Origin of the sequence: Kitasatospora sp. NPDC057518 (assembly GCF_042802075.1) — a bacterium.
GTDB lineage: Bacteria > Actinomycetota > Actinomycetes > Streptomycetales > Streptomycetaceae > Kitasatospora.
In genome coordinates, this window is sequence record NZ_JBHVEU010000046.1 from 1 (window position 1) to 24,170 (window position 24,170).

23 protein-coding genes are annotated in these 24,170 nt (G+C 74.9%); 13 read left to right on the plus strand and 10 right to left on the minus strand.

Going from position 1 to position 24,170, the window contains the following annotated elements:
* The first annotated feature begins 183 nt into the window (after window positions 1-183).
* The 4 genes from ACFU7Z_RS07400 to ACFU7Z_RS07415 all read left to right on the plus strand — a co-directional run bounded on the left by ACFU7Z_RS07400 (window position 184) and on the right by ACFU7Z_RS07415 (window position 3,912).
* Window positions 184-792 (plus strand): hypothetical protein, encoded by a 609-nt coding sequence (locus ACFU7Z_RS07400; protein WP_074001641.1) that lies wholly within the window; start codon window positions 184-186, stop codon window positions 790-792.
* Between the two features lie 193 nt (window positions 793-985).
* Entirely contained in the window at window positions 986-2,083 is a 1,098-nt protein-coding gene (locus tag ACFU7Z_RS07405; RefSeq protein WP_117490022.1) for an LLM class flavin-dependent oxidoreductase, read from the plus strand.
* Window positions 2,084-2,154: 71 nt separating this feature from the next.
* Window positions 2,155-2,748, plus strand: a complete 594-nt coding sequence (locus tag ACFU7Z_RS07410) for a hypothetical protein (RefSeq protein ID WP_049656658.1) — start codon at window positions 2,155-2,157, stop codon at window positions 2,746-2,748.
* A 96-nt stretch (window positions 2,749-2,844) separates the two neighbouring features.
* Window positions 2,845-3,912: a cobalamin-independent methionine synthase II family protein gene (locus ACFU7Z_RS07415; RefSeq protein WP_380776824.1), complete on the plus strand. Its 1,068-nt coding sequence runs from the start codon at window positions 2,845-2,847 to the stop codon at window positions 3,910-3,912.
* Window positions 3,913-4,026: 114 nt separating this feature from the next.
* Here ACFU7Z_RS07415 and cobC read toward each other — a convergent pair whose 3' ends face one another.
* Window positions 4,027-5,073 (minus strand): Rv2231c family pyridoxal phosphate-dependent protein CobC, encoded by a 1,047-nt coding sequence (gene cobC, locus ACFU7Z_RS07420; protein WP_380776826.1) that lies wholly within the window; start codon window positions 5,071-5,073, stop codon window positions 4,027-4,029.
* A 69-nt stretch (window positions 5,074-5,142) separates the two neighbouring features.
* On the minus strand, window positions 5,143-5,610 hold the full coding sequence (locus tag ACFU7Z_RS07425) for a cobalamin biosynthesis protein (protein ID WP_380776828.1): 468 nt from the start codon (window positions 5,608-5,610) through the stop codon (window positions 5,143-5,145).
* A gap of 272 nt (window positions 5,611-5,882) precedes the next feature.
* On the opposite strand from ACFU7Z_RS07425, the gene ACFU7Z_RS07430 reads away from it, so the two are divergent.
* The 4 genes from ACFU7Z_RS07430 (at window position 5,883) to ACFU7Z_RS07445 (ending at window position 10,193) form a co-directional block, all read left to right on the plus strand.
* Complete coding sequence (locus tag ACFU7Z_RS07430; RefSeq protein WP_380776830.1) at window positions 5,883-6,839, plus strand: alkaline phosphatase family protein; 957 nt, start codon at window positions 5,883-5,885, stop codon at window positions 6,837-6,839.
* 5 nt (window positions 6,840-6,844) lie between these two features.
* Window positions 6,845-8,239: an MFS transporter gene (locus tag ACFU7Z_RS07435; protein ID WP_380776832.1), complete on the plus strand. Its 1,395-nt coding sequence runs from the start codon at window positions 6,845-6,847 to the stop codon at window positions 8,237-8,239.
* Complete coding sequence (locus ACFU7Z_RS07440; protein ID WP_380737310.1) at window positions 8,236-9,267, plus strand: TolB family protein; 1,032 nt, start codon at window positions 8,236-8,238, stop codon at window positions 9,265-9,267. Before ACFU7Z_RS07435 ends, ACFU7Z_RS07440 begins: the two co-directional genes overlap by 4 nt.
* Window positions 9,268-9,389: 122 nt before the next feature.
* On the plus strand, window positions 9,390-10,193 hold the full coding sequence (locus tag ACFU7Z_RS07445) for a hypothetical protein (RefSeq protein ID WP_380776834.1): 804 nt from the start codon (window positions 9,390-9,392) through the stop codon (window positions 10,191-10,193).
* Window positions 10,194-10,292: 99 nt separating this feature from the next.
* Here the strand turns inward: ACFU7Z_RS07445 and ACFU7Z_RS07450 are convergent, their stop codons facing one another.
* Complete coding sequence (locus ACFU7Z_RS07450; protein WP_380776852.1) at window positions 10,293-11,744, minus strand: transposase; 1,452 nt, start codon at window positions 11,742-11,744, stop codon at window positions 10,293-10,295.
* A 133-nt stretch (window positions 11,745-11,877) separates the two neighbouring features.
* Window positions 11,878-12,825 (minus strand): EamA family transporter, encoded by a 948-nt coding sequence (locus tag ACFU7Z_RS07455; protein ID WP_380776853.1) that lies wholly within the window; start codon window positions 12,823-12,825, stop codon window positions 11,878-11,880.
* Between the two features lie 162 nt (window positions 12,826-12,987).
* Here ACFU7Z_RS07455 and ACFU7Z_RS07460 point away from each other — a divergent pair, with 162 nt between their 5' ends.
* Window positions 12,988-13,497: a MarR family winged helix-turn-helix transcriptional regulator gene (locus tag ACFU7Z_RS07460; protein WP_380776836.1), complete on the plus strand. Its 510-nt coding sequence runs from the start codon at window positions 12,988-12,990 to the stop codon at window positions 13,495-13,497.
* Between the two features lie 97 nt (window positions 13,498-13,594).
* Window positions 13,595-14,047 carry a hypothetical protein gene (locus ACFU7Z_RS07465; protein WP_049655346.1) on the plus strand — a complete coding sequence of 151 codons (453 nt, stop codon included), beginning with the start codon at window positions 13,595-13,597 and terminating at the stop codon, window positions 14,045-14,047.
* A gap of 21 nt (window positions 14,048-14,068) precedes the next feature.
* On the opposite strand, the gene ACFU7Z_RS07470 is transcribed toward ACFU7Z_RS07465, so the two are convergent.
* A complete protein-coding gene (locus tag ACFU7Z_RS07470; protein WP_380776838.1) occupies window positions 14,069-14,740 on the minus strand; it encodes a class I SAM-dependent methyltransferase in 672 nt (223 codons plus the stop codon).
* 82 nt (window positions 14,741-14,822) lie between these two features.
* On the opposite strand from ACFU7Z_RS07470, the gene ACFU7Z_RS07475 reads away from it, so the two are divergent.
* Complete coding sequence (locus tag ACFU7Z_RS07475; protein WP_380737318.1) at window positions 14,823-15,284, plus strand: prevent-host-death family protein; 462 nt, start codon at window positions 14,823-14,825, stop codon at window positions 15,282-15,284.
* A 272-nt stretch (window positions 15,285-15,556) separates the two neighbouring features.
* Here the strand turns inward: ACFU7Z_RS07475 and ACFU7Z_RS07480 are convergent, their stop codons facing one another.
* Window positions 15,557-16,738 carry an FAD-dependent monooxygenase gene (locus ACFU7Z_RS07480; RefSeq protein ID WP_380776840.1) on the minus strand — a complete coding sequence of 394 codons (1,182 nt, stop codon included), beginning with the start codon at window positions 16,736-16,738 and terminating at the stop codon, window positions 15,557-15,559.
* A 141-nt stretch (window positions 16,739-16,879) separates the two neighbouring features.
* Here ACFU7Z_RS07480 and ACFU7Z_RS07485 point away from each other — a divergent pair, with 141 nt between their 5' ends.
* Window positions 16,880-17,467, plus strand: a complete 588-nt coding sequence (locus tag ACFU7Z_RS07485; protein ID WP_380776842.1) for a TetR/AcrR family transcriptional regulator — start codon at window positions 16,880-16,882, stop codon at window positions 17,465-17,467.
* Window positions 17,468-17,566: 99 nt separating this feature from the next.
* The gene (locus ACFU7Z_RS07490) at window positions 17,567-19,294 is read left to right on the plus strand and encodes a serine/threonine-protein kinase (RefSeq protein ID WP_380776844.1); all 1,728 of its coding nucleotides are present in this window, start codon (window positions 17,567-17,569) and stop codon (window positions 19,292-19,294) included.
* A gap of 49 nt (window positions 19,295-19,343) precedes the next feature.
* Here ACFU7Z_RS07490 and cpt read toward each other — a convergent pair whose 3' ends face one another.
* The 4 genes from cpt to ACFU7Z_RS07510 all read right to left on the minus strand — a co-directional run bounded on the left by cpt (window position 19,344) and on the right by ACFU7Z_RS07510 (window position 24,148).
* Window positions 19,344-19,880 (minus strand): chloramphenicol phosphotransferase CPT, encoded by a 537-nt coding sequence (gene cpt / locus ACFU7Z_RS07495; protein WP_074001628.1) that lies wholly within the window; start codon window positions 19,878-19,880, stop codon window positions 19,344-19,346.
* Window positions 19,881-20,031: 151 nt separating this feature from the next.
* The gene (locus tag ACFU7Z_RS07500) at window positions 20,032-21,405 is read right to left on the minus strand and encodes a cobyrinate a,c-diamide synthase (RefSeq protein ID WP_049655359.1); all 1,374 of its coding nucleotides are present in this window, start codon (window positions 21,403-21,405) and stop codon (window positions 20,032-20,034) included.
* 4 nt (window positions 21,406-21,409) lie between these two features.
* Window positions 21,410-22,015, minus strand: a complete 606-nt coding sequence (cobO, locus tag ACFU7Z_RS07505) for a cob(I)yrinic acid a,c-diamide adenosyltransferase (protein WP_049655361.1) — start codon at window positions 22,013-22,015, stop codon at window positions 21,410-21,412.
* A 6-nt stretch (window positions 22,016-22,021) separates the two neighbouring features.
* Complete coding sequence (locus ACFU7Z_RS07510; protein ID WP_380776847.1) at window positions 22,022-24,148, minus strand: putative cobaltochelatase; 2,127 nt, start codon at window positions 24,146-24,148, stop codon at window positions 22,022-22,024.
* Window positions 24,149-24,170 lie beyond the last annotated feature (22 nt).

The following is a 24,170-nucleotide window of genomic DNA, read 5'->3' on the forward strand; positions in this document are numbered from 1 at the left end:
TCCATGTGAGGGGAGGCCCGGCGGCGTTCCGGTCGGCTCCGCGAAATCGGCGGACCAGCCGTTGAACTCGGCCGAGCGGGGCTCCCGTTGCTACCGGAGAGGGCCCGACGGGCGGGCGCCGGGAAGCGCTCGCGCGCCGACCGGTCGCCGCCCGCGGCCCGAACCGTTCACTCAGGAGCGTTCATGAAGAAGATCCAGGCGGCCCTCGTCTCCGCCGCCGCCCTCGCGGGCATCGGGCTGGCCGCGGCTGCGGCTCCCGCCTCGGCCGCCGGCGGGACCACCGCCACCACGCCGGGCGTGCCGATCACGGTGCCGGGCGTTCCCTCGCCGGGTGCGCCGACCACGGTGCCGGGCGCTCCCAGGCCGGGCGTGCCGATCACGCCGGGCAAGCCGGCCGGGCCGGGTGTGGCGCAGGGCCTCGCCGTCGAGCCGGCCGGTTCCGGGAGCACCCCCGTGCCGGGTGTCACGACCTGCAGCGACCGACTGTTCGGCGGCACGTTCTACTGCGGCGGCAGCTACGGCAGCGGGGCGACCTTCTTCGACTTCCGGGACGGCACCCGCCTGATCCTGGTGATCGGCACCAACCACGCGGTGTACACGCGGTCGACCATCGCCAACTCCACCAAGCTGACCGACTGGAAGTCCCTCGGCGGCACCATGGCCGGCAAGGTCGAGATCACCGCGGCGACCATGGGCGGCGCCTTCCGCATCGACGTGCCCGGCGCCGACGGCCGGACCTGGTCCCGGGCCCGGGACACCAACGGCAGCTGGACCGGCTGGACGGCGCGGTAGCGAGCCGGTTCCGGCCGGGTCTTGATCGGGGTGGGGCGGTCCCGGAGAATCGGGCCATGACTGCTCCGGACCGCCCCCTCCTCGTGCGCCGTCTGCACGTGGACCTGGGGCGGGTGTGGGCGGACGGGTGTCGCGGTCGGCGGGTTCCGTCAACCGACCGCAGGCAGTACCGGCCCCAGGAGTGTGTCCGTCCATGGCTCTCACCTTCCACTGGTTCCTCCCCACCAACGGCGACAGCCGGCTGATCGTCGGCGGCGGGCACGGCTCCACACCCGGCACGGCCGGCTCGGACCGGCCGCCGAGCGTCGGCTACCTCGGCCAGATCGCCCGCAGCGCCGAGCAGTTGGGCTTCGAGGGGGTGCTGACGCCGACCGGGGCCTGGTGCGAGGACGCCTGGCTGACCACCGCGATGCTCAGCCAGGTGACCGAGCGGCTGAAGTACCTGGTGGCGTTCCGGCCCGGGCAGATCAGCCCGACGCTGGCCGCGCAGATGGCCGCCACCTACCAGCGGCAGTCCGGCGGGCGGCTGCTGCTCAACGTGGTGACCGGCGGGGAGTCCGCCGAGCAGCGCGCCTACGGGGACTTCCTGGACAAGGACGCCCGGTACGCGCGGACCGGGGAGTTCCTGGGCATCACCCGGCGGCTCTGGGCGGGGGAGACGGTCGACCACCACGGGCCGCACCTGCGGGTCGAGGGGGCGCGGCTGAACCGGCTGCCGGACCCGGTCCCGGCGGTGTACTTCGGCGGCTCCTCCCCGGCCGCCGGCGACGTCGCCGCCGAGCACGCGGACGTCTACCTGACCTGGGGCGAACCGCCCGCCCAGGTCCGGGAGAAGATCCGCTGGATCCGCGGCCTGGCCGCCGCCCGGGGCCGGACCGTACGGTTCGGCATCCGGCTGCACGTGATCACCCGGGACACCGCCGCCCAGGCCTGGGCGGAGACCGAACGGCTGCTCGCCGCGATGGACCCGGAGCGGGTGCGGGAGACCCAGCGGGCGCTCGCCCGGAGCGAGTCGGAGGGCCAGCGGCGGATGCTCGCGCTGCACGGCGGCTCGGCGCAGCGGCTGGAGGTGTACCCCGGACTGTGGGCCGGCATCGGGCTGCTGCGCGGCGGCGCCGGCACGGCGCTGGTGGGCAGCCACCGGGAGGTCGCGGACCTGATCTGCGAGTACCACGGGCTGGGCGTCGACGAGTTCGTGCTGAGCGGGATGCCGCACCTCGAGGAGGCGTACTGGTTCGGCGAGGGCGTGCTCCCGCTGCTCGCCGCCCGCAACCTGTGGTCCCGCCCGTAGCGGGCGCCCGCTCCGCGCGTCGACCCGCAAACCGCTGGTCAAGCGCCCCCGCCGGACCGAGAATTCATGGCATGACCCAGCAGCCCCTGCTCCTCCTCGACGTGGACGGACCGCTCAACCCCTACGCCGCGCCGAAGCGGAGGCCCGAGGGCTACGCCACCCACCGGCTGCGCCCCTCCTGGTGGGTGGCGAAGCAGGAGCACCTGGCGGCGGTCCAGGCCCGGCAGGCGACCCGCGCCAGGCACGCCAAGCCCCCCGCCGTCCGGGTCAAGCCGCTGCGGGTCTGGCTCAACCCCTCGCACGGCGCGGAACTGCTGGCACTGCCCTACGAACTGGTGTGGGCCACCGGCTGGATGGGCGACGCGAACACCCACATAGGGCCGCACCTGGGCCTGCCCGAACTCCCGTACATCAGCTGGTCCGACCTGTTCGGCGAGGCGCGGGACGGGCTGCACTGGAAGACCAGGGACGTGGTCGCCTGGGCCGCCGGGCGCCCGTTCGTCTGGGTGGACGACGAACTCGGCCCGCGGGACGAGGAGTGGATCGAGGCGAACCACCCCGGCCCGGCGCTCGCCCTGCACGTCAACCCCCGACTCGGCCTGCTCGCCGACGACTTCGCCACGCTACGGGATTGGGCGGAGGGGTGTGCTGTTCCAGGGGCGTGAACGGAGAAGGGTGGGGCGCGCGAGGTGTGAACGGTCGAGCGGAGTGCGCCGAGCGCCCCGTTGTGCTCGGGGCGCCGCCCTTTCTACCGTCCCGTCATGACCATTCTCACGGAGCCCATCGGCAGCATCCCCCGGCCGAGCACTCTGCTGAACGCCCTGACCGAACACGCCGAGGGGCGGCTGTCCGACGCCGACCTGAAGAAGCTGCAGGACGAGGCCACCGCCGACACCCTGGCCAGGCTGGCGGAGCTCGGCTGCCCCGTCCTGGTGGACGGCGAGCAGGCGAAGCCGAGCTTCGTCACGTACCCCCTCGCCGGGCTGACCTCCCTCGCCGGGGACGGCGCCGTCATCCCCTTCGCCGACGGACACACCCGGCAGCTGCCGCGGCTGACCGCCGGACCCTTCCGGTACCGGGTCCGTGCCGAGACCTATCTGCGCGACGCCCTGCGGCACACCTCGCAGCCCGTCAAGCAGGCCGTCATCGCACCCTCCGCGCTCAGCCTGCTCTACCCCGCCGCCGGCATCGACGGGTACTCGCGCGAGAACTTCCTGGAGGACCTGGCCGACGAGGCCGAGGCCGACATTCGCGGCTGCCTGGACGCTGGCGCCCACGTCGTCCAACTCGACTTCACCGAGGCCCGGTTGTCGCTCAAGCTGGACCCGTCGGGCAGTCTGCTGGACGACTTCGTGGCCCTCAACAACCAGGTGCTCGACCGGTTCGCCGAGGAGGAGCGGGCCCGCCTCGGCGTGCACACCTGCCCGGGCGGGGACCAGGACTCCACCCACAGCCTGGACGTCGACTACGCCGAGCTGCTGCCGAAGCTCTTCCGGCTCAGGGTCGGAAACTTCTACGTGCAGCTGGCGAGCGAGGCCGACCCCGACCGCGTGCTCGCCGTCATCGCGGATCAACTCCGCCCCGGAATCCGGGTGTTCGTCGGAGTGACCGACCCGATCGACCCCAGGGTGGAGACCCCGGAGGAGGTGCGGGACCGGGTGCTGGCCGCAGCCCGGCACATCCCGGTCGACCAGCTCGGCACGACCGACGACTGCGGATTCTCACCGTTCGCAGACGACGCCTCCACCTCGCGGGACACCGCCTTCGCCAAGATCGCGGCCCGCGTGAAGGGCACCGCCCTGGCGGCGGAGGCGCTCGGGCTCCAGTAGCGCTCGCCGGGTCGGCCGGGGGTGGGCTGTCGTGCGTCCGCCCGGCCGTCCGCCCGTCCGTCCGCCCTGACGGGAGGGCGGCCGGCGGCCGGGGGTGGGCTGTTGTTGCGCCGGTCAGGCCGAACCAAGCACGGCCTCAAGGGCGTTGAGGAACCGGTCGGTGGTCGCCTCGTCCCGGACGGCGATCCGCAGCCACTCCTCGCCCAGCCCCGGGAAGGTGTCCCCGCGCCGGACGGCGAAGCCGTGCTCGCGCAGCCGCCGCCGGACCGCCGCCGCGTCGGGCAGCCGTACCAGGACGAAGGAGGCGGCCGGTTCGCCGTACAGCCGCACCGACGGGAAGGCGGCCAGGCCCTTCACCAAGTGCTCGCGCCAGAGCGCCAGTTCGGCCGCCGCCAGCTCCGCCTCGGCGAGCGCCGCCGGGCCGCTGCACGCCTCGGCGGCGGCCAGTGCCGGGGTGGAGACCGGCCAGAGCGGCTGGGCGGCGCCGAGGTCGGCGATCAGCGGTGCGGGTCCGAGCACGTAGCCGATCCGCAGTCCGGCCAGGCCCCAGGTCTTGGTGAGGCTGCGCAGCACGACGACCCGGCCGGGCAGGTCCCGGGTGGAGGCGAGGGACTCCCGCTCGCCCGGGACGGTGTCCATGAACGCCTCGTCCACCACCAGGGTGCGCCCCGGCCGGGCCAGTGCGGCGACGGCCTCGGCGGGGTGCAGCACGGAGGTCGGGTTGGTCGGGTTGCCGAGGACGACCAGGTCCGCCTCCTCGGGGACGGCGCCCAGCCGGAAGCCGTCCCCGGGGGAGAGCAGTACCCGGTGCACGTGGTGTCCGGCGTCCCGCAGGGCCGCCTCCGGCTCGGTGAACTGGGGGTGCACCACGACGATGTGACGTGGCGTCAGGACACGCGCCAGCAGGACGAAGGCCTCCGCCGCCCCCGAGGTGAGCAGCACCTCCTCGACCGGGCGGGCGTGCCGGGCGGCCACGGCGGCGCGCGCGGCGCTCTGGTCGGGGTAGGCGGCGAGGTCGCCGAGGGTGGCCGCGAGGTGCTCGCGCAGCCAGGCGGGGGGAGTGCCGGTGCGGACGTTGACGGCGAGGTCGACCAGGCCGAGCCCGTCGGCGCGCACCTCGGCGTCGCCGTGGTGGCGCAGGTCGGGTTCGGGGGCGGTCACGCGGGGTCTCCTCGCTGGGTGGTGCGGCTGGTTCGGGTGGTCGCGACTGGTGGTGGACGTGATGCGGTTCTACGGGCCGGGTGGTGCGGCGGGCCGCGGTTCGTCGCCGAGGTCGGGCGGTGCGAGCCGTCCGTGCGCCGCCGCCCGGGCGATCGCGACCGTGGCCCGCGCCGACTTCCGCTTGGTGACCACGAGCCGGCCCCCCGGCGCGCTCGCCAGCGCCGCGGCCTCGGCCACGCTCGCGGTGCCGACGGCCGTACCGACAGTGGCGGAGGGGTTCGGCACCGGCACGCCCGCGAGCGCCTCGGGCGGGTGCTCGTCCACGGGTACGCCGGTGAGGTGGTCGGCCGCCCAGCGCACCGCCGGGTGGTCCGCCTTGCCCGTCACGGTGGCCAGCCGGGCCACCTCGGAGCGGTCCAGCCCGGCCTCCCGGAGGGTGTCCGTCAGCAGCCACAGCACCTCGGTCCGCTCGGCGCCGCTGCTCGCACCGATCCCGACCACCAGGGTGCGGGGGACGACGGCGACCAGTCCGCTCACGTGCCGCACCCTTTCGTCCCAAGCTCCGGTGATCCCACCACGCCCGGGCGGAACGGGTCAATCGCGGCGGGTGTGAGATCCGACGCCGGTGCCGTCGCCGCTCCCGACGCCCCTTCCGATGTCCTTCCCGATGCTCTTCCCGACGCCGCCGGTCCGCCGGGGCGCGGCAGCTGTTCGTCTGTTCTTCACTTGTCTTGTGCGGTACACGTCACCGCGGCACTCCTACTGTTCTCGGCGCTCCCGCCAGGAAGCCCCGACATCCGGAGGACCCCATGGCCTTCGCACGACTGCGCACCCCCTCTTCCGCCGTCGCCTCCCTCCCGCGCCCCGGTCGCCGCCGGCCGCGCCCGCTCCGTCCGCTCACCGCGCTGGCCGCCGGCCTCGGCCTGGTCGCTGGCTCGCTCGGCCTCTGGGCCGCCGGCGGCAGCGCGGCCGCCGACACCGCCGCGGGCGCCGCCGCCGGCCTGCCCGCACCCGACCACGTGGTCGTCGTCGTCCTGGAGAACCACGCCTACTCCCAGGTGATCGGCAGTTCCAAGGCCCCGTACATCAACACCACCCTGGTGGCCGGCGGCGCGACGCTGACCCAGTCCTACGCGCTCACCCACCCCAGCCAGCCCAACTACTACATGCTGTTCTCCGGCAGCTCCCAGGGCATCGTGGACGACGGCTGCGTGGACGTCGGCGCCCTGCAGCAGCCCAACCTCGCGTCCGAGCTGATCGGCGCCGGCCAGACCTGGGCCAGCTACAACGAGGGCCTGCCCGGCCCCGGCGCCACCGACTGCAGCAGCGGCAACTACGCCCAGAAGCACAACCCGTGGTTCGGCTTCGGCAACGTGCCCACCTCCAGCGCGTACGGCATGGACGCCTTCCCGGGCGACTACAGCACCCTGCCGAAGGTCTCCTTCGTCGTCCCGGACCTCTGCGACGACATGCACGACTGCTCCGTCGGCACCGGCGACTCCTGGCTCCAGGCCAACCTCGACGGGTACGCGCAGTGGGCGAAGAGCCACAACAGCCTGCTCCTGCTCACCTTCGACGAGGACAACAAGCTGTCCGGCAACCGCATCCCGACCCTCGTCTACGGCGCCCACGTCGCCCCCGGCAGCAGCACCGCCACCACGTACAACCACTACGACGTGCTGCACACCCTGGAGGACCTGGCCGGGGTCAACGCCCACGCGGGCAACTCGGCCGGCGCCGCCGACATCACCGGAATCTGGAACTGACGCCCGTGTACGTCGCGGACTCCCGCAGCTCGAAGGCCCCCGCCGCCCCGACCGCCGCCGACGCGGCCCCCCTCGGGGCGGCCCCCGCGCCGGCCGCCGGTCGGGCGCGGCGGGGCGCCGTGCCGGGGGCGGTCCTCGCCCTCGGCACGGTCAGCCTGGTCACCGACATCTCCTCCGAGATGGTCACCGCCGTCCTCCCGCTCTACCTGCTCACCGGCCTCGGCCTCTCCCCGCTCGGCTTCGGCCTGCTCGACGGCATCCAGAACGGCTTCAGCGCGCTGGTCCGGCTGGTCGGCGGCCACCTCTCGGACCGCCGCGGCCGCGACGGCGCCGCCCGCCACAAGGCCGTCGCGGCCGTCGGGTACGGGCTGTCCGCGCTGTGCCGGCCGCTGCTGCTGTTCGTCCACACCGTGCCGCTGATCGGCGCCGTGATCGCCGTCGACCGCACCGGCAAGGGCCTGCGCACCGCGCCCCGGGACGCGATGATCTCGCTCGCCACCGAACCCGCCCACCGCGGCCGGGCGTTCGGGGTGCACCGGGCGATGGACACGGCCGGGGCCCTGCTCGGCCCGCTCACCGCCTTCCTGGTGCTGCGGCTGGCCGGCGGCCCGCTGCTCGCCGACGGCGGCGAACGGCACGGCTACGACGCGGTGTTCACGGTCAGCTCGTGCGTCGCGGCGCTCGGCGTGCTGATCCTGCTGCTGTTCGTGCCGAACCGGCAGCAGGGCGACGACGCCTCGGCGCCCGCCCCCTCGCTGCGCGCTAGCCTCACCCTGCTGCGCCTGCCGGGGCTGCGCCGGCTGACGCTCTGCGCCGTCCTGCTCGGCCTCACCACCGTCAGCGACTCCTTCCTCTACCTGCTGGTCCAGCGCCGACTGGACCTGCCCGTCGACCTGTTCCCGCTGCTGCCGCTGGGCACCGCCGCGGCCTTCCTGCTGCTCGCCGTCCCGCTCGGCGCGCTCGCCGACCGGATCGGCCGCCACCGGCTCTTCCTCGCCGGGCACGGGGTGCTGCTGCTCGCGTACGGGCTGCTGCTCTCGCCGCTGCGCGGGCTGCCGGCGGTGCTCTGCGTGCTGGCGCTGCACGGCACCTTCTACGCGGCGACCGACGGCGTGCTCGCCGCGGCGGCCGCCGACGCCGTACCCGCCGAGCAGCGCGGCGCCGGGCTCGCCCTGGTCGGCACCGGGCAGGCGCTGGCCCGGTTCGCCTGCTCGCTGCTGTTCGGCGCGCTGTGGGGCGCGGTCGGCGGCTCGGCGGCGCTGGGCTGGTCGGCGGGGGCGCTGGCGCTGTGCGTGCTCGGCGCGGCGGCGGTGCTGCGCCGGTCCGAACCCCCGGCCGCGGCGGTGCCGCACCCGTCCGAACCCGTCGTCATGAAGCCCCCGGAGGAGAAGAGCCGATGAACCTGCGGAACCGGACCAGGGTGATCATCCTGCTGGTCGCCGTCGTGCTGCTCGGCGCGGTCGGCACCGGGGCCGTCCTCTACGCCGCCGACCGCACCGCCCGCCGGGACCAGGCCCAGCCCGGCGGGCCGTCCGTCGCGTCCGGCCCGGTGTCACTACAGGTGCAGTCCGGCGGACGACAGCTGTTGTTCCGCAACATGGCCTGGGGCCCGCACCGGGACGAGATCACCACCGTCGCCGCCGACCACCCGGACGGCCCGCGCACCGCCTCGGGCGTCCAGTGCCTGCGCTTCCACGCCGCCGCCGGCACCGGCATCTGCCTCCAGGCCCAGCACGGCGCGCTGGAGGACACCTACCGCGCCGTCGTCCTGGACGACCACCTGCGCGAGCTCCGCTCGTTCCCGGCGGCCGGCATCCCCACCCGCTCCCGGGTCTCGCCGTCCGGGCACCTCGCCGCCTGGACGGTCTTCGTCAGCGGCGACTCGTACGCGGGCAGCGACTTCTCCACCCGCACCTCGATCGTGGACGTCCGGGACTGGAACCTGCGGGAGAACCTGGAGGACTTCGCGGTCGTCCTGGACGGCCGCCCGTACCAGGCGCACGACATCAACATCTGGGGCGTCACCTTCGCCGACGACACCACCTTCTACGCCACCCTCGCCAGCGCCGGGCAGACCCACCTCGTCCGCGGCGACCTCACCGCCCGCACCCTCACCGCCCTGCACGACAACGTCGAGTGCCCCTCGCTCTCCCCGGACGGCACCCGCGTCGCGTACAAGAAGCGCGTCCCCGGCCTGCCCGCCGACGCCCCGTGGCGGCTGTACGTGCTCGACCTCGCCACCATGACCGAGACCGCCACCGCCGAGCAGCGCAACATCGACGACCAGGCGCTCTGGTCCGGCGCCGGCACCCTGGTCTACGCCCTGCCCGGCGACTACGGCGCCGACCTGTGGACCGTCCCGGCGGACGGTTCGGGCCGCGCGGAGCCGGTCACCAAGGCCGCGGTCGCCCCCGCCTACCTGGGCTGAGGAACTCTCGGCTACCGTCCCACGTCGAGCAGAGTGTGACGTCCCGATCAGGCGCCTCGAACAAATGTCCTGATCAGACGTCCTGATCGAGCGTTCTGACCGAACGGGGGAGCAAGACAACCGTGGACGGCATCCCACCCGAGCGCACGGTGACCGATTCGTGGCCAGCCCTGCACGGCCGCCCGGTCCTGCGGCGCACCGTCGCCGTCGGGCTGGTGCTGTGCGTGTCCGTCGCCGCCGCCCTCGTGGTGCGCGGCGTCAACGCGCTCACCGCCGGCGGCACCGGCCGCGAGACCGACCGCGACCGCGCCGAACGCCTGGCCGGGCTCCACCCCTCCCAGCACCCCGGCGTCGGCCGCTTCTACGTCCCGGTCGGCGCCGTCTACACCCACACCTCCGACGGCGCCCCGGTCGCCTACCTGCACTACCGCCTCGGCGGCGGCCGGGCCCCCGGCCTCGGCGACTTCCTCAGCGCCTACGACCTCCCCGCGCCCGGCCCGGTCGCCCCGCTCCCCGCCGACCTGCTCGCCGCCCTCGGCGGCGACGAGCCGGCCGAGGCCCCGGAACTCCCCGACTCCCCGCCGCCGCCCGCCGCCGCCCCCTCTCCCTCGGCCACCCCCACCCCCGCCGAGAGCCCGTCCCCGGAGGCCACCCCCACCCCGGAGTCCGACGACCCCCTCGCCGAGCCCGCCGACCCCGCCGACCCGGCCCCCGTGGTCGCCCCCGCCCCGGACCCCGTCCCGGACGAGCCCGCCGCCCCGGCCGAGCCCACCCCTGACGACCCCACCCCCAGTCCCACCTGGACCCCCACCCCCAGCCCCACCGCCCTCCCCACCCACACCCCCACGGCCCGCCGCATCTACGTCGCCACCATCTCCGGCGGCCTCCCCGGCGCCGCCGACATCTACATCCGCGCCACCGGCTGACCCTGGCCGTCCACGCTCACCCGCCGCTCCGCGCCGGCCTCCGGACACGCCTGCGCCCCGCCAGGAGGGACTGACGCTGTTGGTTAATTCGGGGTGGCGTTACTCGGCCCCGCTGAGCATCAGCTCGGCGGGGCCGAGTACTGCGAAGTGGCTGGTGCGGGTGCGGGCTCGTGGTGTTTCGGTGAGGTGGGCGTCGATGCGAGCGAGATTGATCGCAGCGCCGGTGAGCTGGTGCTGGAGGCCGGTCTTGGCCAGGCCCCGGTAGCGGGATCTGCGCAGTCCGCAGCGGTTCACACCCTGGGAGACGGTGCCTTCGACCCCGGCGCGGATCTTGTAACGTTCCTTCCACTCTTCGGTCTGCTGGAGTGCGCGAGCCCGCTGGAGTTCCTGGTGGGCCCGCTGCGGCCGCAGGGTAATGGCCGGGCCCTTGTCCTTCAGAGCCGGGACGCAGTTGTGCACGACGGGACACGGCCGGCAGTCACGTGTGGAGAACTGGGCCCGGACCACCGCGAGACCGTGCTGGGAGCGGTCGTCCCGCCAGCCGGTGTTGGTCCGCCCGTTGGGGCAGGTCACACGCTGGCTGTCCCAGTCGACGGTGGTGACCACGTTTGTGATCAGGTTCGGGGCGTCGGGCTCGCAAGTCTCGGTGAGATGGACCTTGTAACCGTCCCAGTAGGTGTCGCGTTTGACGCTGCCGCGCGCTTCGATGTCATAGGGGGTGACCAGGCGCATCGCGCCTGGCGGCCGGTCTTTTGGGCCCCGGCGCATCACCTCGCCGTCAACCAGATGGAAGTCCTGAACCCACATCCGCCTCAGGACCTCGACCTCAGGCAGATCCCGCAGATCTCGGGGCGCCGCCGATGAGAAGACGGCCTCAAGCAGCCGCATCCCGTCCCTGCCGATCCGCAGGCCCACCCCGTCCCGCTTCGTGCGGGCCTGGGGAAACCGAGAGTCCTCGGCCTTCGTCGAGTAGTGCCTGAACCAGTCCGGCTCAGCGATGTCAACCAGCCAGTCGGGGGCCGCCTTGGCCAGCGCGTTCAATGCTGACCGCAGTGTCTCTGCGACCTTCTCCAGCCAGCACAGCTGACGGGCCGCGGACAGCACGTGCGTGGAGTCGGTGCGGGCCCGGCCCGCGCTCATGAGCAGTCCTTTCTCCCGGGCCGCGGACAGGATGCCATCAAGAACCCGCCGCCCGGCCTCAGCCTCGATCAAACGATCCCGAAACTCCGACAGGACCGAGAAATCGAAGCCAGGATCACCAAGTTCCAGCCCGAGGGCGTACTTGAAGTCGATCCTCGCCCGCACCGCCTCCGCGGCCTGCCGGTCGGTCAGCCCCTCAACGAACTGCAACACCACCACGAGTGCCAGCCGGCCCGGCGACCACGCGGGCTTCCCCCGCGCCGGGAACAGGTCCGCGAACTGCGCGTCGGTGAACAGCACCCCCAGCTCGTCCCGGACCCGGATCGCCAGGCTTCCCTTGGGGAACGCGGCCCGAGCCACCCGCGCCGTCTCCGCCGGGATCTCGTCCGGCTCCTTCGGCCGCAACGACATCGACACCCTCCCGATGCGACAACGTCGGCTTCCAAGACCACAACCAGGTCTTGGAAGCCGACGTCACGCCCGGGCCCGAATTAACCAACAGCCTCAGGAGATCGGCGGGGCGCGGGCGTTCGGGAGGGGCTGGTCAGCGGGCGGCGGTGGCCGGTTCGGGGCGGGGGGTGGGGGGCTCGGCCGCGGCTGTGGAGGGGGTGGTGGTCGGGGCCGGGGTTGGGGTGCGGCGGGTGGGGGCCTGGCCGACGAGCATGGCGGCGAGGGCGAGGAGGAGGCCGAGGACCTGCCAGGGGGTGAGAGTCTGGCCGAGGACGAGGAGGCCGCCGAGGGTGGCGACGACCGGGTTGATCAGGCCGAGGAAGGAGGCCGGGCCGGCGCCGAGGTGCTCGATGCCGCGGAACCAGAGGGAGTAGGCGAGCGCGGTGCCGAACAGGCCGAGGTAGGCGAAGCCGGCCAGGTTGGCGGCGCTCAGGGCGGGCGGTGCGCCCTCGACCAGGGCGGCGAGCGGGACGAGGGAGACCGAGCCGGCCAGGAGCTGCCAGCCGGTGAGGTCGAGCAGGGTGGCGCCCTCGGGGCGGCCCCAGCGGCGGGTGAGGACGGTGCCCATGGCCATCAGCGAGATCCCGGCGACCATCGAGGCGATGCCGACGCCGTCCAGCCGGGCGCCGCTCTTGAGCACCAGCAGGGCCACTCCGCCGACCCCGACCAGTCCGGCGATCACCGCCCGCCGTCCGGGTCGTACCCGCAGCACGCCGATCGAGAACCCGGCGACGAGCAGCGGCTGGATCGCCCCGATGGTGGCGGCGACGCCGCCGGGCAGGCGGTAGGCGCCGACGAACATCAGCGGGAAGAACAGCCCGATGTTGAGCATCCCGAGCACGGCCGCGCGCCCCCACCAGCGCCCCTTGGGAAGTCGGCGGCCGATCAGCAGCAGGAGCAGTCCGGCCGGGAGTGCGCGGAGCGCGGCGAGCAGCAGCGGGCGGCCGTCGGGCAGCAGCTGGGTGGTGACGAGGTAGGTGGTGCCCCACGCGGCCGGGGCGAGTGCGGCGGTGGCGGCGATCCCCGCGCGCTTGCGGTCCATGACGGCCATGACGTCCCCCTGAACGTTGATTATCTGAACGTTGAGATAATTTCTACGCCGGGGATCCGCGAACGTCAAGTATGTGAATGTTAAGATATCTACGTCGGGTGGGCAGTGGACACTGGACGGCTACGGACAGACGGCTCCGGAAGGGCGGCGGGCATGCAGCAGCGCGACACCGTGGACGACATCGTCGAGCAGTGGGCCCGGGCCCGCCCCGAGCTGGACGCCGGGCCGATGGCCCTGATCGGCCGGCTGCGACGGCTCAACGTCCGGGTCGACAACGCCCTGCGCGAGTACTTCACCGCCTGCGGCCTGGACTCCTCCGAGTTCGACGTGCTGGCCACCCTGCGCCGCTCCGGCGAGCCGTACGAGCTCAACGCCCGCGCGCTGCTCAAGTCCGCGATGGTCACCTCCGGGGCCATCACCAACCGGGTCGACCGGCTGTCCGCCAAGGGACTGGTCGAGCGCAACCCCTGCCCGACCGACCGCCGGGCCGTCCTGGTCCGCCTCACCCCGGCCGGCAAGGAACTGATCGACGGGGCCCTGGCCGGTCACGTCCGCAACGAGGAGCGCATCCTCTCGGCCCTCGACGCGGACGAGCGCAGCCGGCTCGACGCCCTGCTGCGCAAGCTCCTCATCGCGCACGGGGACACCGAGCCGCTCCTCTGAACCGGGCCGGTGCCTCCAAGGGCGGGCGCGGGCGGCGTGTCCAGCGGTGTCCCGGCGGCGTTATCCCCTGCGGAAGCCCACCGGAGGAGAGGCCCCGATGAAAGAGAAGACCCCCAGGGACATCGCCGTCGGCGACCAGCTGCGGGCCGCCGGCACCGAGGGTGCCCAGTGGCTGACCGCCTCCGGGTGGGGGCCGCCGGTCAAGGTGCCGCTGCAGGAGGCGGCGAAGTGGCAGCAGGAGACCCGCGCCCGGATGCTGGCGTCGCAGCGGGACGAGTCCTGCACCTGGTGCGACCACCTGCTGTACGGCGGGCCGCAGCCCGTCGTCGTGCACGCGGAACACCCGACCCACCTGATCTGCCGCGCCTGCTCGATCGCCGCCCGCCCCCGCCGGGTCTGCCTGGACTGCGGGGAACCCGCCGCCTCCACGTCCCCGGCCGACGGGCGCGAGGACGTCTTCATGGGCGCGGTGGCGATCTACACCCGGCTGCGCTGCGCCGCCTGCCACCACTCCGACCCGCTCACCGGCACCTTCGGCCAGCCCGTCTGACCTGGGCACCCGGCGGGCCACTCAACGGCGCGCGACCAGCGCGTACCGCTCGTCGTCCACCGGGCCGCCCCACAGCTCGGCCTCCCCGCCGAGCGGCTCGACCCGCAGCTCGGAGACCAACGGCCGTACGGCCGCCGCGAGTTCCTCCGCCCCGACCCCGCCGCCCCACGGCAGCGGCCCCGCCCCGGCCGGGTACGGCGAGACGGTGGCCTGCCCGGTCTCCCGCCACCGGCCCTCGACCAGGACCAGCCGGCCGCCCGGCCGCAGCAGCCGCACCCAGGCGCGCAGCGCCCGCTCGGGCTCGGGGAGCGTCCAGACCAGGTGCCGCGACAGCAGGACGTCGAAGCTCTCGTCCCCGAGCGGCGGCGCGCCCGCGTCACCCACCAGGAACCGCGCCGTCAGGCCCGCCGCGACCAGCTTCGCCCTGGCCCGTCCGACCATCCGCGGCGCCAGGTCCACGCCCGTCACCCGGTGCCCGTCCGCCGCGAGCAGCAGCGACAGCGAGCCGGTGCCGCACCCGACGTCCAGCACGTCCGCCGCCCCGCCCGGCACCCACCCCCGCACCCGCCGAAGCCACGCCGCCCGCACCGGCTCCGCCCGCAACCCGTGGTCGGGCTCCTCGTCGAAGGCCGCGGCGGCCGCGTCCCAGTACTCGGCAATGGCGCGGCGGCCGGAGTCATCCATGGCGCGCATCATCGCAACCGCCACCGACACGGGCCGCCCGACGGCCTCGTCGCGATGGACTTCGGAACGTATTCCGAACTACCGTCGGACCATGCCGACCCTCACCGTGTCCTTCTCCGAGCTGTCGAAGAACTCCAAGCGTGTCGCGGACACCGTGGAGCGGGCCCAGCGCGTGCGCGTCACGCGGCGGGACGGCGAGGACCTCTACCTCACCACCGAGCGCCACGACCGCCAGCGCGAGCAGACCGCGGACGTCACCGCGCGCCTGCTCGCCGCGCTGATCGGCAGCGATGAGGGTGCGCGGGCCGTGCTGCCGGCCCTTCCCGCGGTCTTCCCCTGGGTCAGGCACCTGTCGGCCGAGGAGATCCGGGAGTTCGTCGTCGACCTCGTCGACGTGACGCGTGACGTCGTCGAGCTGGACGTGCACGCCGGCCTGCACCGGGTGACAGCCGAGTGGCGCGCCACCGCCAGGGTCCTCGCGGATCCGGAACTGGCGGCCGAGCTCACCGGCCCCCTCCCCGGCGACGACCACGGCGAGGTGGTCGAGTCGTGAGCCCCAAGCGCGGCGACGACGTCCCGCCGTCTCGGCGCGGGACCCCGATCGGCAGCACCGGCTCCGGGGGCGCCTGGCGACCCGGGTCTTCGGCGGGGTCGAGCTGCCGTAATGGGAGTACGAGGTGACGGCGGGCGGCCGGGTGCGGTACCTGGTGGACGAGGCGGCCCGCACCGTCCACTTCGTCTACGCCTCGCCCCGGCACCCCAAGGACACCGACACGTAGCCGGCCTTGGCTCCGGCGGCTGAGGGTCTCCTCGCCCCGGTCCGCCTCATCCCGCTCGGCCCAGGGTCGGCGGCTGCCAGTTGAAGGTCGCGGCCGAGCGGTTCAGCAGGGTGCGGGCGGGGAGGAGGCCGGTGAGGGTGAGGGCGGTGTCGCGCAGGAGGGTGGCGGCGGGGGAGCGGAGGGCGACGAGGTTGCCGATGCGGCGGGAGGCGGCGACGACGGCGGTGGTGCGGGGGAGCCGGGCGGCGGTGTAGGCGGGCAGGGTGGCGGCCGGGTCGGCGGCGGGGGTGAGCAGGGAGGCGAGGACGACGGCGTCCTCGATGGCCTGGCAGGCGCCCTGGCCCTGGAAGGGGCACATCGCGTGGGCGGCGTCGCCGAGGAGGGCGACCCGGCCGTGGTGGTGGGCGGGCAGCGGGTCGGCGAGGTCCCAGACGTCGTGGCGCAGGACGCGTTCGGGCTCGGCCAGGGCGAACAGCTGCGGTACGGGGGCGCACCAGTCGCCGAACCGGCGCAGGAGTTCGGCCCGTTCGTCCCCGTCGGTGGCCCGCTCGCCGGCCGGGGCGAGGGCGGCGCCGTAGACGTAGACCCGGCCGTCGGCGAGCGGGACGACTCCGGCGAGCCGGCCGCGGCCCCACACCTCGCCGACGGCGGCCGGGCGGCGGTCGGGGGTGACGACGGCGCGCCAGGTGGTGAAGCCGCTGTAGCGGGGGCCGGGGTGGCGGGGGAAGAGCAGGGCCCGGGTCGCGGAGCGGATGCCGTCGGCGGCGACGACCAGGTCGGCGGTCTCCTCCCCGTCGGCGGTGCGCAGGACGGCGGGTTCGGTGGCGCTGCCGGGGGTGACGAGGGCGGCGGGCGAGCCGGTGCGGACGGTGTCCTCCGGGAGCGCGTCGACCAGGGCGGCGATGACGTCGGCGCGGGCGACGGCGGCGATGGTGTCGCCGAAGCAGGCCTCGAAGGCCGTGGTGTCGAGGCGGGCGAGCCAGCGGCCGGAGGGGTGGCGCAGGCCGACGGCGGGGTGCGGGGCGGCGAGGGCGCGCAGGCGCGCGCCGACGCCGAGCCGGTCGAGGGAGCGCAGGGCGTTGGGGGCGAGGGCGAGCCCGGCGCCGACGGGTTCGAGGGATTCGGCGCGTTCGTGGACGCGTACGGGGATGCCCTGCCGGTGGAGGGCGAGGGCGGCGGTGAGGCCGCCGATGCCGCCGCCGATGACGATCGCCTGGTGCAGGCCCATGAGGGGGCTCCTCTTCTCGCGCGACCCGGTCACTACAGGTGTAGTGTCCGATGTCCGGCACGCTACTACATGTGTAGTGAGCCGTAAACTACGGCTGTAGTGAGTTGGGGGAGCCCGACTGGAAAGGCCATGATCGGACCCATGACACCCCCGCGCCCGACCCTGATCGCCGACGCCGCCATCGACCTGATCGCCGACGCCGGCCTGCGCGGGCTCACCCACCGCGCCGTGGACGACGCGTCCGGCCTGCCCGCCGGCTCGACCTCCAACCTCGCCCGGACCAGGGCCGCCCTGCTGGAGCTCGTGCTCACCCGGATCGTCGAGCGGGAGACCGCCGACTTCCCGGTCCTCGCCGAGGGCGAACTGCCGCGGGCCGCCGTCCCGCCGCGCGAACTGCTGGCCGAGGTCGGCGCCGAGGTGCTCTTCCGGGCGCTCACGGAGGGCCGCCGGCTCACCCTGGCCCGCCTGGAACTCGCCCTGGAGGCCACCCGCAGGCCCGAACTGCGCACCCTCTACGACCGCCTGGGCGCGCGCTTCGCCCAGCGCGCCGCCGAGCTGCTCGCCGCCTCCGGCTCGGGCGACCCCGCGGGGGACGCCCGCCGGTTGATCCGCTGGTGCGACGGCGTGCTGTTCAACGCCACGGCCGGCAGCGGGCACTGGCACGTGCCGATGCCGGAGGAGCTGCGCGAGGAGATCGACCGCTACCTCGCCGTGCTGCTCGACCGGTAGGAGCCGGTAGGAGCCGGTAGGACCCGGTGGGACCCGGTAGGGCCGGGGCCCGGGGGTGCCCGCCTATACTCCCTCTGCCCGATCAGGCAGGGGGAAGAAATGCTGAACACGCTCGACGTCGCGGTACTGGTGGTGGTCGGGGTGGCGCTGCTGGTGCGGCTGGCGACGCTGCCGGTGCTGGTCCGTGCCCAAGCGGCAATGCGCCGCCGGGCATTGGCGGCCGCCGGCGCGGACCCGGCCGGAGGTGCGCGGGGCGGCACCGGCGCGACGATCGGCGAACTGACGGTGGGTCTGCTGACCGCCGTGGGAGTGCTGGCCGTCCTGCGCGCCTGGAGCAGCGTCCTCTTCGAGGGGCTGGGGCGGTCGTTCGACGTCTACAACGCGCGGTACCTCACGATCGTCTCGCACCTGCCCCTCCACTCGGCGCGGACCTGGTACATCACCTCCTTCGTCGTCTGCCTGCTGCTCTGGCTGCTGCTCTGGTGCCTGACCCAGCGCAATCTGTGGACGGTCGGCATGCCGCCTCGGCTGTGGCGGTCCGGCCGGAGCCGGGCCCAGATCGCCGGCCTGCTCGCCCTCCGCGCGGTGCTCGCCGTGTTCCTCCTGCCGGTCGGGCTGATCGTCGCCGCGCTGGTGTTCCAGGCCGTCGCGATGGCGGCGAGCCGCCGGGCCAGGCCGGTCGGCGCGGAGGCGGTGCGCGCCGAAGAGGCCCGAGTGGCCCAGGCCGCCCAGGCGGCCCAAGCGGCCCAGGCGTTCCCGGCGTCGCCGAACCCGTACGTGCCCACCGCGCCGGCGCGGGCGCCGTACGTCCCGCCGCAGACGCCGTACGCCCCGCCTCAGGCCCCGTACGTCCCCACGCAGTTCGCGCAGCCCGCCCCTCCGGTGTCGGCTGCCCCGGCCGCCCCGCCGGTGCTGCCGAGGCCGCCCGTCGGCAGCCCCCTCGGTGCTCACGAGCCCCGTACGATCGGCGGCTACCAGCTCCTCGGCCGGATCGGCTCCGGCGGCATGGGCACGGTCTACCTCGCCCAGCGGCAGGGCTCCGCCACCCAGGTCGCGCTCAAGACCATCAACCTCGAACTCCTCGACGACGCCGACCTGTTGCGCCGCTTCCAGCGCGAGTCCGAGGTGCTGGCGATGGTCCCCGGCGCCTACACCGCCCGGGTGCTCGACACCGGTGTGGACTCCGGACGCCCGTACCTGGCCATGGAGTTGCTGGACGGCCGCCCGTTGGACGCCCACCTGCGCGAGCAGGGGCCGATCCGCTCCGCCGAGGCGCTGCGGGCCCTCGCGCTGGCGCTGGCCGTGGCGCTGTCCGGGGTGCACCGGCTGGGGCTCGTCCACCGGGACCTCAAGCCCGCCAACATCATGCTGACCACGGCCGGTCCGCGCCTGCTGGACTTCGGCATCGCGGCGATCGTGGACGGCACCCGGCTGACCGCCACCGGCGGCGGGCCGGGCACCCTGACGTACATGGCGCCGGAGCAGTTCGGTGAGGAGCGGGTCGGTACGGCGGCCGACGTGTGGGCCTGGGCGTGCTGCGTGGTGTGCGCGGCGCACGGCGCCAGCCCGTTCGCGGCGACCAACACGGGAGCGGTGATCCGCCGGATCGTGGAGACCGGGCCCGAACCCGCGGCACTGGCGGCGGTCCAAGCCCTCGACCCGGCGCTCGCCGCCGTCGTCACCCGCGCGCTGGCCATGGCCCCCGAACAGCGCCCGGCGGACGGCACGGCCCTGCTGGCGGCGCTGGCGGCGGCCCAGCCGACGGCGCCGGACCCGGCGGCCGTCCACGACCAGATCACCCGGGGCTGGCAGACCCTCGCGCTGTAGCGGCGGCGACGGGCCCGGCGCCGGTGGCTCCGGAAGGGAGAGTGCGGCCTCAGCCGTCGGAGGTTGCCCGCCCAGCGACGAGCCGGGCGCAGTCGTCCACCGAGGCCCGCGAGGTGTCGACGACCAGGTCGTACGTGACGCCCTCGTGCACCAGCGAGGCCTGCGCGGCGGCCATCCCGGCCGCCCGGTCGCCGCGGGCGGCCTCCCGCTTCGCGGCCACCGCCGGATCGCAGCGCACCCCGACCCAGAGCACGTCCAGGCCCTCCAGCGCCGACCGCCACCGGGCCTGCGAGGCGGCGCCGCCGAGGAACACCTCGTCCACCACGATCCGGGCCCCGGCCCGGGCCATCGCCGCGACCCCGAGCGTCCAGGCGGCGTCCAGGGTGGCGAAGACCGGGCCGACCTCGACCGTCCCGTCCCCGTCCTCCAGCCCGCCGATGCCCTCGCCGCCGGTGCGCAGTGACGGCGGCAGCGCCTCGACCATGGTGTCCGCGCCGAGGTGCAGCCAGGGGTCCGGCAGCAGCTCCTGCAAGCGCAGGGCGATGCTCGACTTGCCGGAGCTGGACCCGCCGTTGAGAACGATCACATGCATGCGCGGAGCCTACGGCCGCGCACCCCGCGACGTCGCGGCGTTATCCCGGGGGTGCCACAGGGGTGCGGCCATGGACCGCACGGCCGCGACCGCCCCCATCAACGCCGCCCCCATCAACGCCGCCCCCCACCGCCGAAGCCCCGGACTACGCCGCCCCCGCCGCGAAGGCCGCCGCCGCAGCGGTGAAGGAGGCGGCCACCGCCGGTGCGCCCGCCCAGTGCAGGTGCAGGTAGGAGGCGTGCACGTTGCCGCTCGCGAAGCCCTCGGTGCGGGGGCCGGTCGGCAGGCGCCAGCCCCAGGCGGGGAGTTCGCCCGCGCCGGGCTCGCAGACCGTGCGGTGGAACTCGTGGCCGCGCAGCCTGGTGCCGGCCGGGGCCAGCGGGGAGTCGTGCAGGGCGACCGCCTCCCGGTAGCCGAGGGTGAGGCGTTCGGTCATCCGGGCGTCGGCGGGCAGCACGCCGCACATCGGCAGGCCGTCCAACTCCCGTCCCAGGTAGAGCAGTCCGGCGCACTCGGCGGCGACCGGCCCGCCCGCGGCGGCGAACGCGGCGATGGCGGCGCGCAGCGGGGCGTTGCCGCTCAGCTCGCGGACGTACAGCTCGGGGAAGCCGCCGCCGATGACCAGGCCGGCCGTTCCGGCGGGCAGCGAGGAGGCGTGCAGCGGGTCGAACGGGACCACCTCCGCGCCCGCCGCGCCGAGCAGTTCGGCGTTCTCGGCGTACGAGAAGGAGAAGGCCGCGCCGCCCGCCACCGCGATCCGGGGCCGGCCGGCCACCGGGGTGACCTCGGCCGACGGGTCCCAGGGTTCGGCGTCCAACTCCGGTGCCGTCCGGGCGAGTTCGAGCAGGGCGTCCAAGTCGACCGAGGAGGCGACCAGTTCACCCATGTCGGCGACCGCCCGGAGGGCCTCCGCCGAGCGTTCCACCGCCGGGATCAGCCCGAGGTGGCGGGAGGGTGTGGCGACCGCCGTCGAGCGGCGCAGCGCGCCCAGCACCGGCACGCCGGAGCCCTCCTCCAGGGCCTCGCGCAGCAGGTGCTCGTGCCGGTCGGAGGCGACCCGGTTGAGGATCACCCCGGCGAGCCGCACCTGCGGGTCCCAGGAGGCGAAGCCGTGCACCAGCGCGGCCACCGAGCGGGACTGCGAGGAGCCGTCCACGACCAGCACCACCGGTGCCCGCAGCAGCTTGGCGACGTGCGCCGTGGAGGCCAGTTCGCCGCGTCCGGAGGCCCCGTCGAACAGGCCCATGACCCCCTCGACGACGGCGACGTCCGCCCCCGCCGCGCCGTGCAGGAACAGCGGCGCGATCCGCTCCGGCCCGCACATGAAGGCGTCCAGGTTGCGGCCCGGGCGCCCGGCGGCGAGCGCGTGGTAGCCCGGGTCGATGTAGTCGGGGCCGACCTTGTGCGGCGACACCGCCAGCCCGCGCGCGGCGAGCGCCGCGATCAGGCCGGTGGCGACGGTGGTCTTGCCGGCGCCCGAGGAGGGCGCGGCGACGACGAGGCGGGGGATGTTGCTCAACGGTCTACCACTCGATACCGCGCTGGCCCTTGCGGCCGGCGTCCATGGGGTGCTTGACCTTGGTCATCTCGGTGACCAGGTCGGCGAAGCCGGTCAGCGCCTCGGGCGCGTACCGGCCGGTGATGACGACGTGCTGGCTGCCCGGGCGGTCCTTGAGCACGGCGACCACCTCGTCCGGGTCGACCCACCCCCAGTGCATCGGGTAGGTGAACTCGTCGAGCACGTAGAAGCGGTAGGTCTCGGCCGCGAGGTCGCGCTTGACCTGCTCCCAGCCCTCCTTGGCCGCCTCCTCGCTGGACATCTCCTGCTCGGCGGAGCGCTGGATCCAGGACCAGCCGGAGCCCATCTTGTGCCAGTCGACGGTGCCGCCCTCGCCGGAGGCGCCGAGCACGCGCAGCGCGTTCTCCTCGCCGACCTTCCACTTGGCGGACTTCACGAACTGGAACACCCCGACCGGCCAGCCCTGGTTCCAGGCCCGCAGCGCCATGCCGAACGCGGCCGTGGACTTGCCCTTGCCGGGGCCGGTGTGCACGGCGGTGATCGGCAGCGTGCGGCGCTGACGGGTCGTCAGACCGTCGTCGGGGACGCTCTCGGGGACTCCCTTGGGCATGTCGGCTCAGGCCGCCTTTCGCATCGAAGTGGTCGAACGGTTCGCGGAGCGGTCCGCGGCGCGGTTCTCGCGGACGAGCGAGGCCACGCCCTCGGCGCGCAGCTCGTCCAGGCTGACGGCGGTGCCGCCGAGCAGCCCGGCCAGGGTGCGGGCCAGGCCCAGGCGGACCGGGCCGGACTCGCAGTCCAGCACCACGCTGGCCGTGCCCTGCGCCGCGAACAGCGCGGCCGCGCGGCGCGACTGGGCGAGCGCGTCCCGCCCGCCGGTGGCCCGGCCGTCGGTCACCACGACCAGCAGCGGGCGCCGGCTCGGGTCGCGCAGCCGCTCCACCCGCAGCACCTCGTGGGCGCGCAGCAGGCCGGCGGCCAGCGGGGTCCGCCCGCCGGTGGGCAGCGACTCCAGCCGGGCCGCGCCGACCTCCACCGAGGAGGTGGGCGGCAGTGCCAGCTCGGCGCCCGAGCCCCGGAAGGTGATCATGCCGATCTTGTCGCGGCGCTGGTAGGCGTCCATCAGCAGCGACAGCACCGCGCCCTTGACGGCGGTCATCCGCTGCCGGGCGGCCATCGAGCCGGAGGCGTCCACCACGAACAGCACCAGGTTGGACTCCCGTCCCTGGCGCACCTGTTCGCGGAAGTCGTCCTTGTGCACCACCAGCGCCCGCCCGCTGCGCCCGCGCGCGGCCTGGTGCGGCGCGGCGGCCTGGAGGGTCGCGGTCAGGTGCAGCCGGGCGAGCGCGCCCTGCGGGCGGCGGGCGCGGATGGTGTGCCCGCCGGTGGTCTCGGCGGGGGAGCGGCGGCCCTGGGCGCCGTGCCCGGTGCCCTTCACGGTGAACAGCCGCGTCCGGTACGGGTCGCCGGCCGCGACCGGCGCCGACTCCCGCGCGGGGGCCGGGTGTTGGGCCGGTACGGGCGGCTGTGCGGGTGCCTCGGGGCCATCGGAGGCGGGGTCCTCGGGGGAGGGCGCCTCGGGCGCCTCGGGGCCGCCGTCGGACGGCTCGGGCGCGCCGCCGCCGTCGGGGCCGCCCCCGTCCGGGCCGCCCTCCGGCCCGTCGCCGTCGTCGCTGCCGCCACCGTCGCCGTCCGGGCCGGGCCCGTCGTCCTCGGGCTCCGGCTCCTCCTGCTGGGCGTGCTCCTCCAGCGTCCGGTCCAGCTGCTCCTCGTCCAGCCCGGGCGCGTCGAAGGGGTTGCGGCGGCGGCGGTGCGGCAGTGCCAGCTGGGCGGCCTTGCGGACGTCCTCCTCCAGCACCTCGGTGCGCCCGTCCCAGGCGGCCAGCGCGACGGCGGTGCGGGCCATCACGATGTCCGCGCGCAGCCCGTCCACCTCGAACGCGGCGCACACGGCGGTGATCTGACGCAGCGCCACATCGGTCAGCTCGACCTTGGGCAGCAACTCCCGTGCCGCGGTGATGCGTTCGGCGAGCGCCCGCTCCTCCTCGGCGAACCGCGCGGCGAAGCCGGCCGGGTCCGCGTCGTACCCGAGCCGACGGCGGACCACCTCGGCGCGCTCGGCCGGGTCCCGGGTGGCGGCGATCTCGACGGTCAGGCCGAACCGGTCGAGCAGCTGCGGCCGCAGCTCGCCCTCCTCCGGGTTCATGGTGCCGACCAGCAGGAACCGGGCCGCGTGCCGCACCGACACGCCCTCGCGCTCGACGTACGAGCGGCCCATCGCGGCGGCGTCCAGCAGCAGGTCCACCACGTGGTCCTGGAGCAGGTTCACCTCGTCGATGTAGAGCACGCCGCGGTGCGCCCGGGCGAGCAGTCCGGGCTCGTAGGCCTTGACGCCCTCGGCCAGCGCCCGCTCCAGGTCGAGCGAGCCGACGATCCGGTCCTCGGCCACGCCGACCGGCAACTCGACCAGCTGGGAGGGCCGTTCGGAGGAGGACGGGGAGTCGTGCGGCCCGTCCGGGCACTGCGGGTCGGGCGCGGCCGGGTCGCAGGCGAAGCGGCAGTCGTCCACGGTGGCGATGGACGGCAGCAGGCCGGCCAGCGCGCGCACCATGGTCGACTTCGCGGTGCCCTTCTCGCCGCGCACCAGCACGCCGCCCACGGCCGGGGAGACCGCGTTCAGCAGCAGTCCGAGCCGCAGGTCGGCCATGCCGACGATCGCGGTGAACGGATAGCGGACGTCACTCATGCCGTACCCCAGTCCTGTCGTG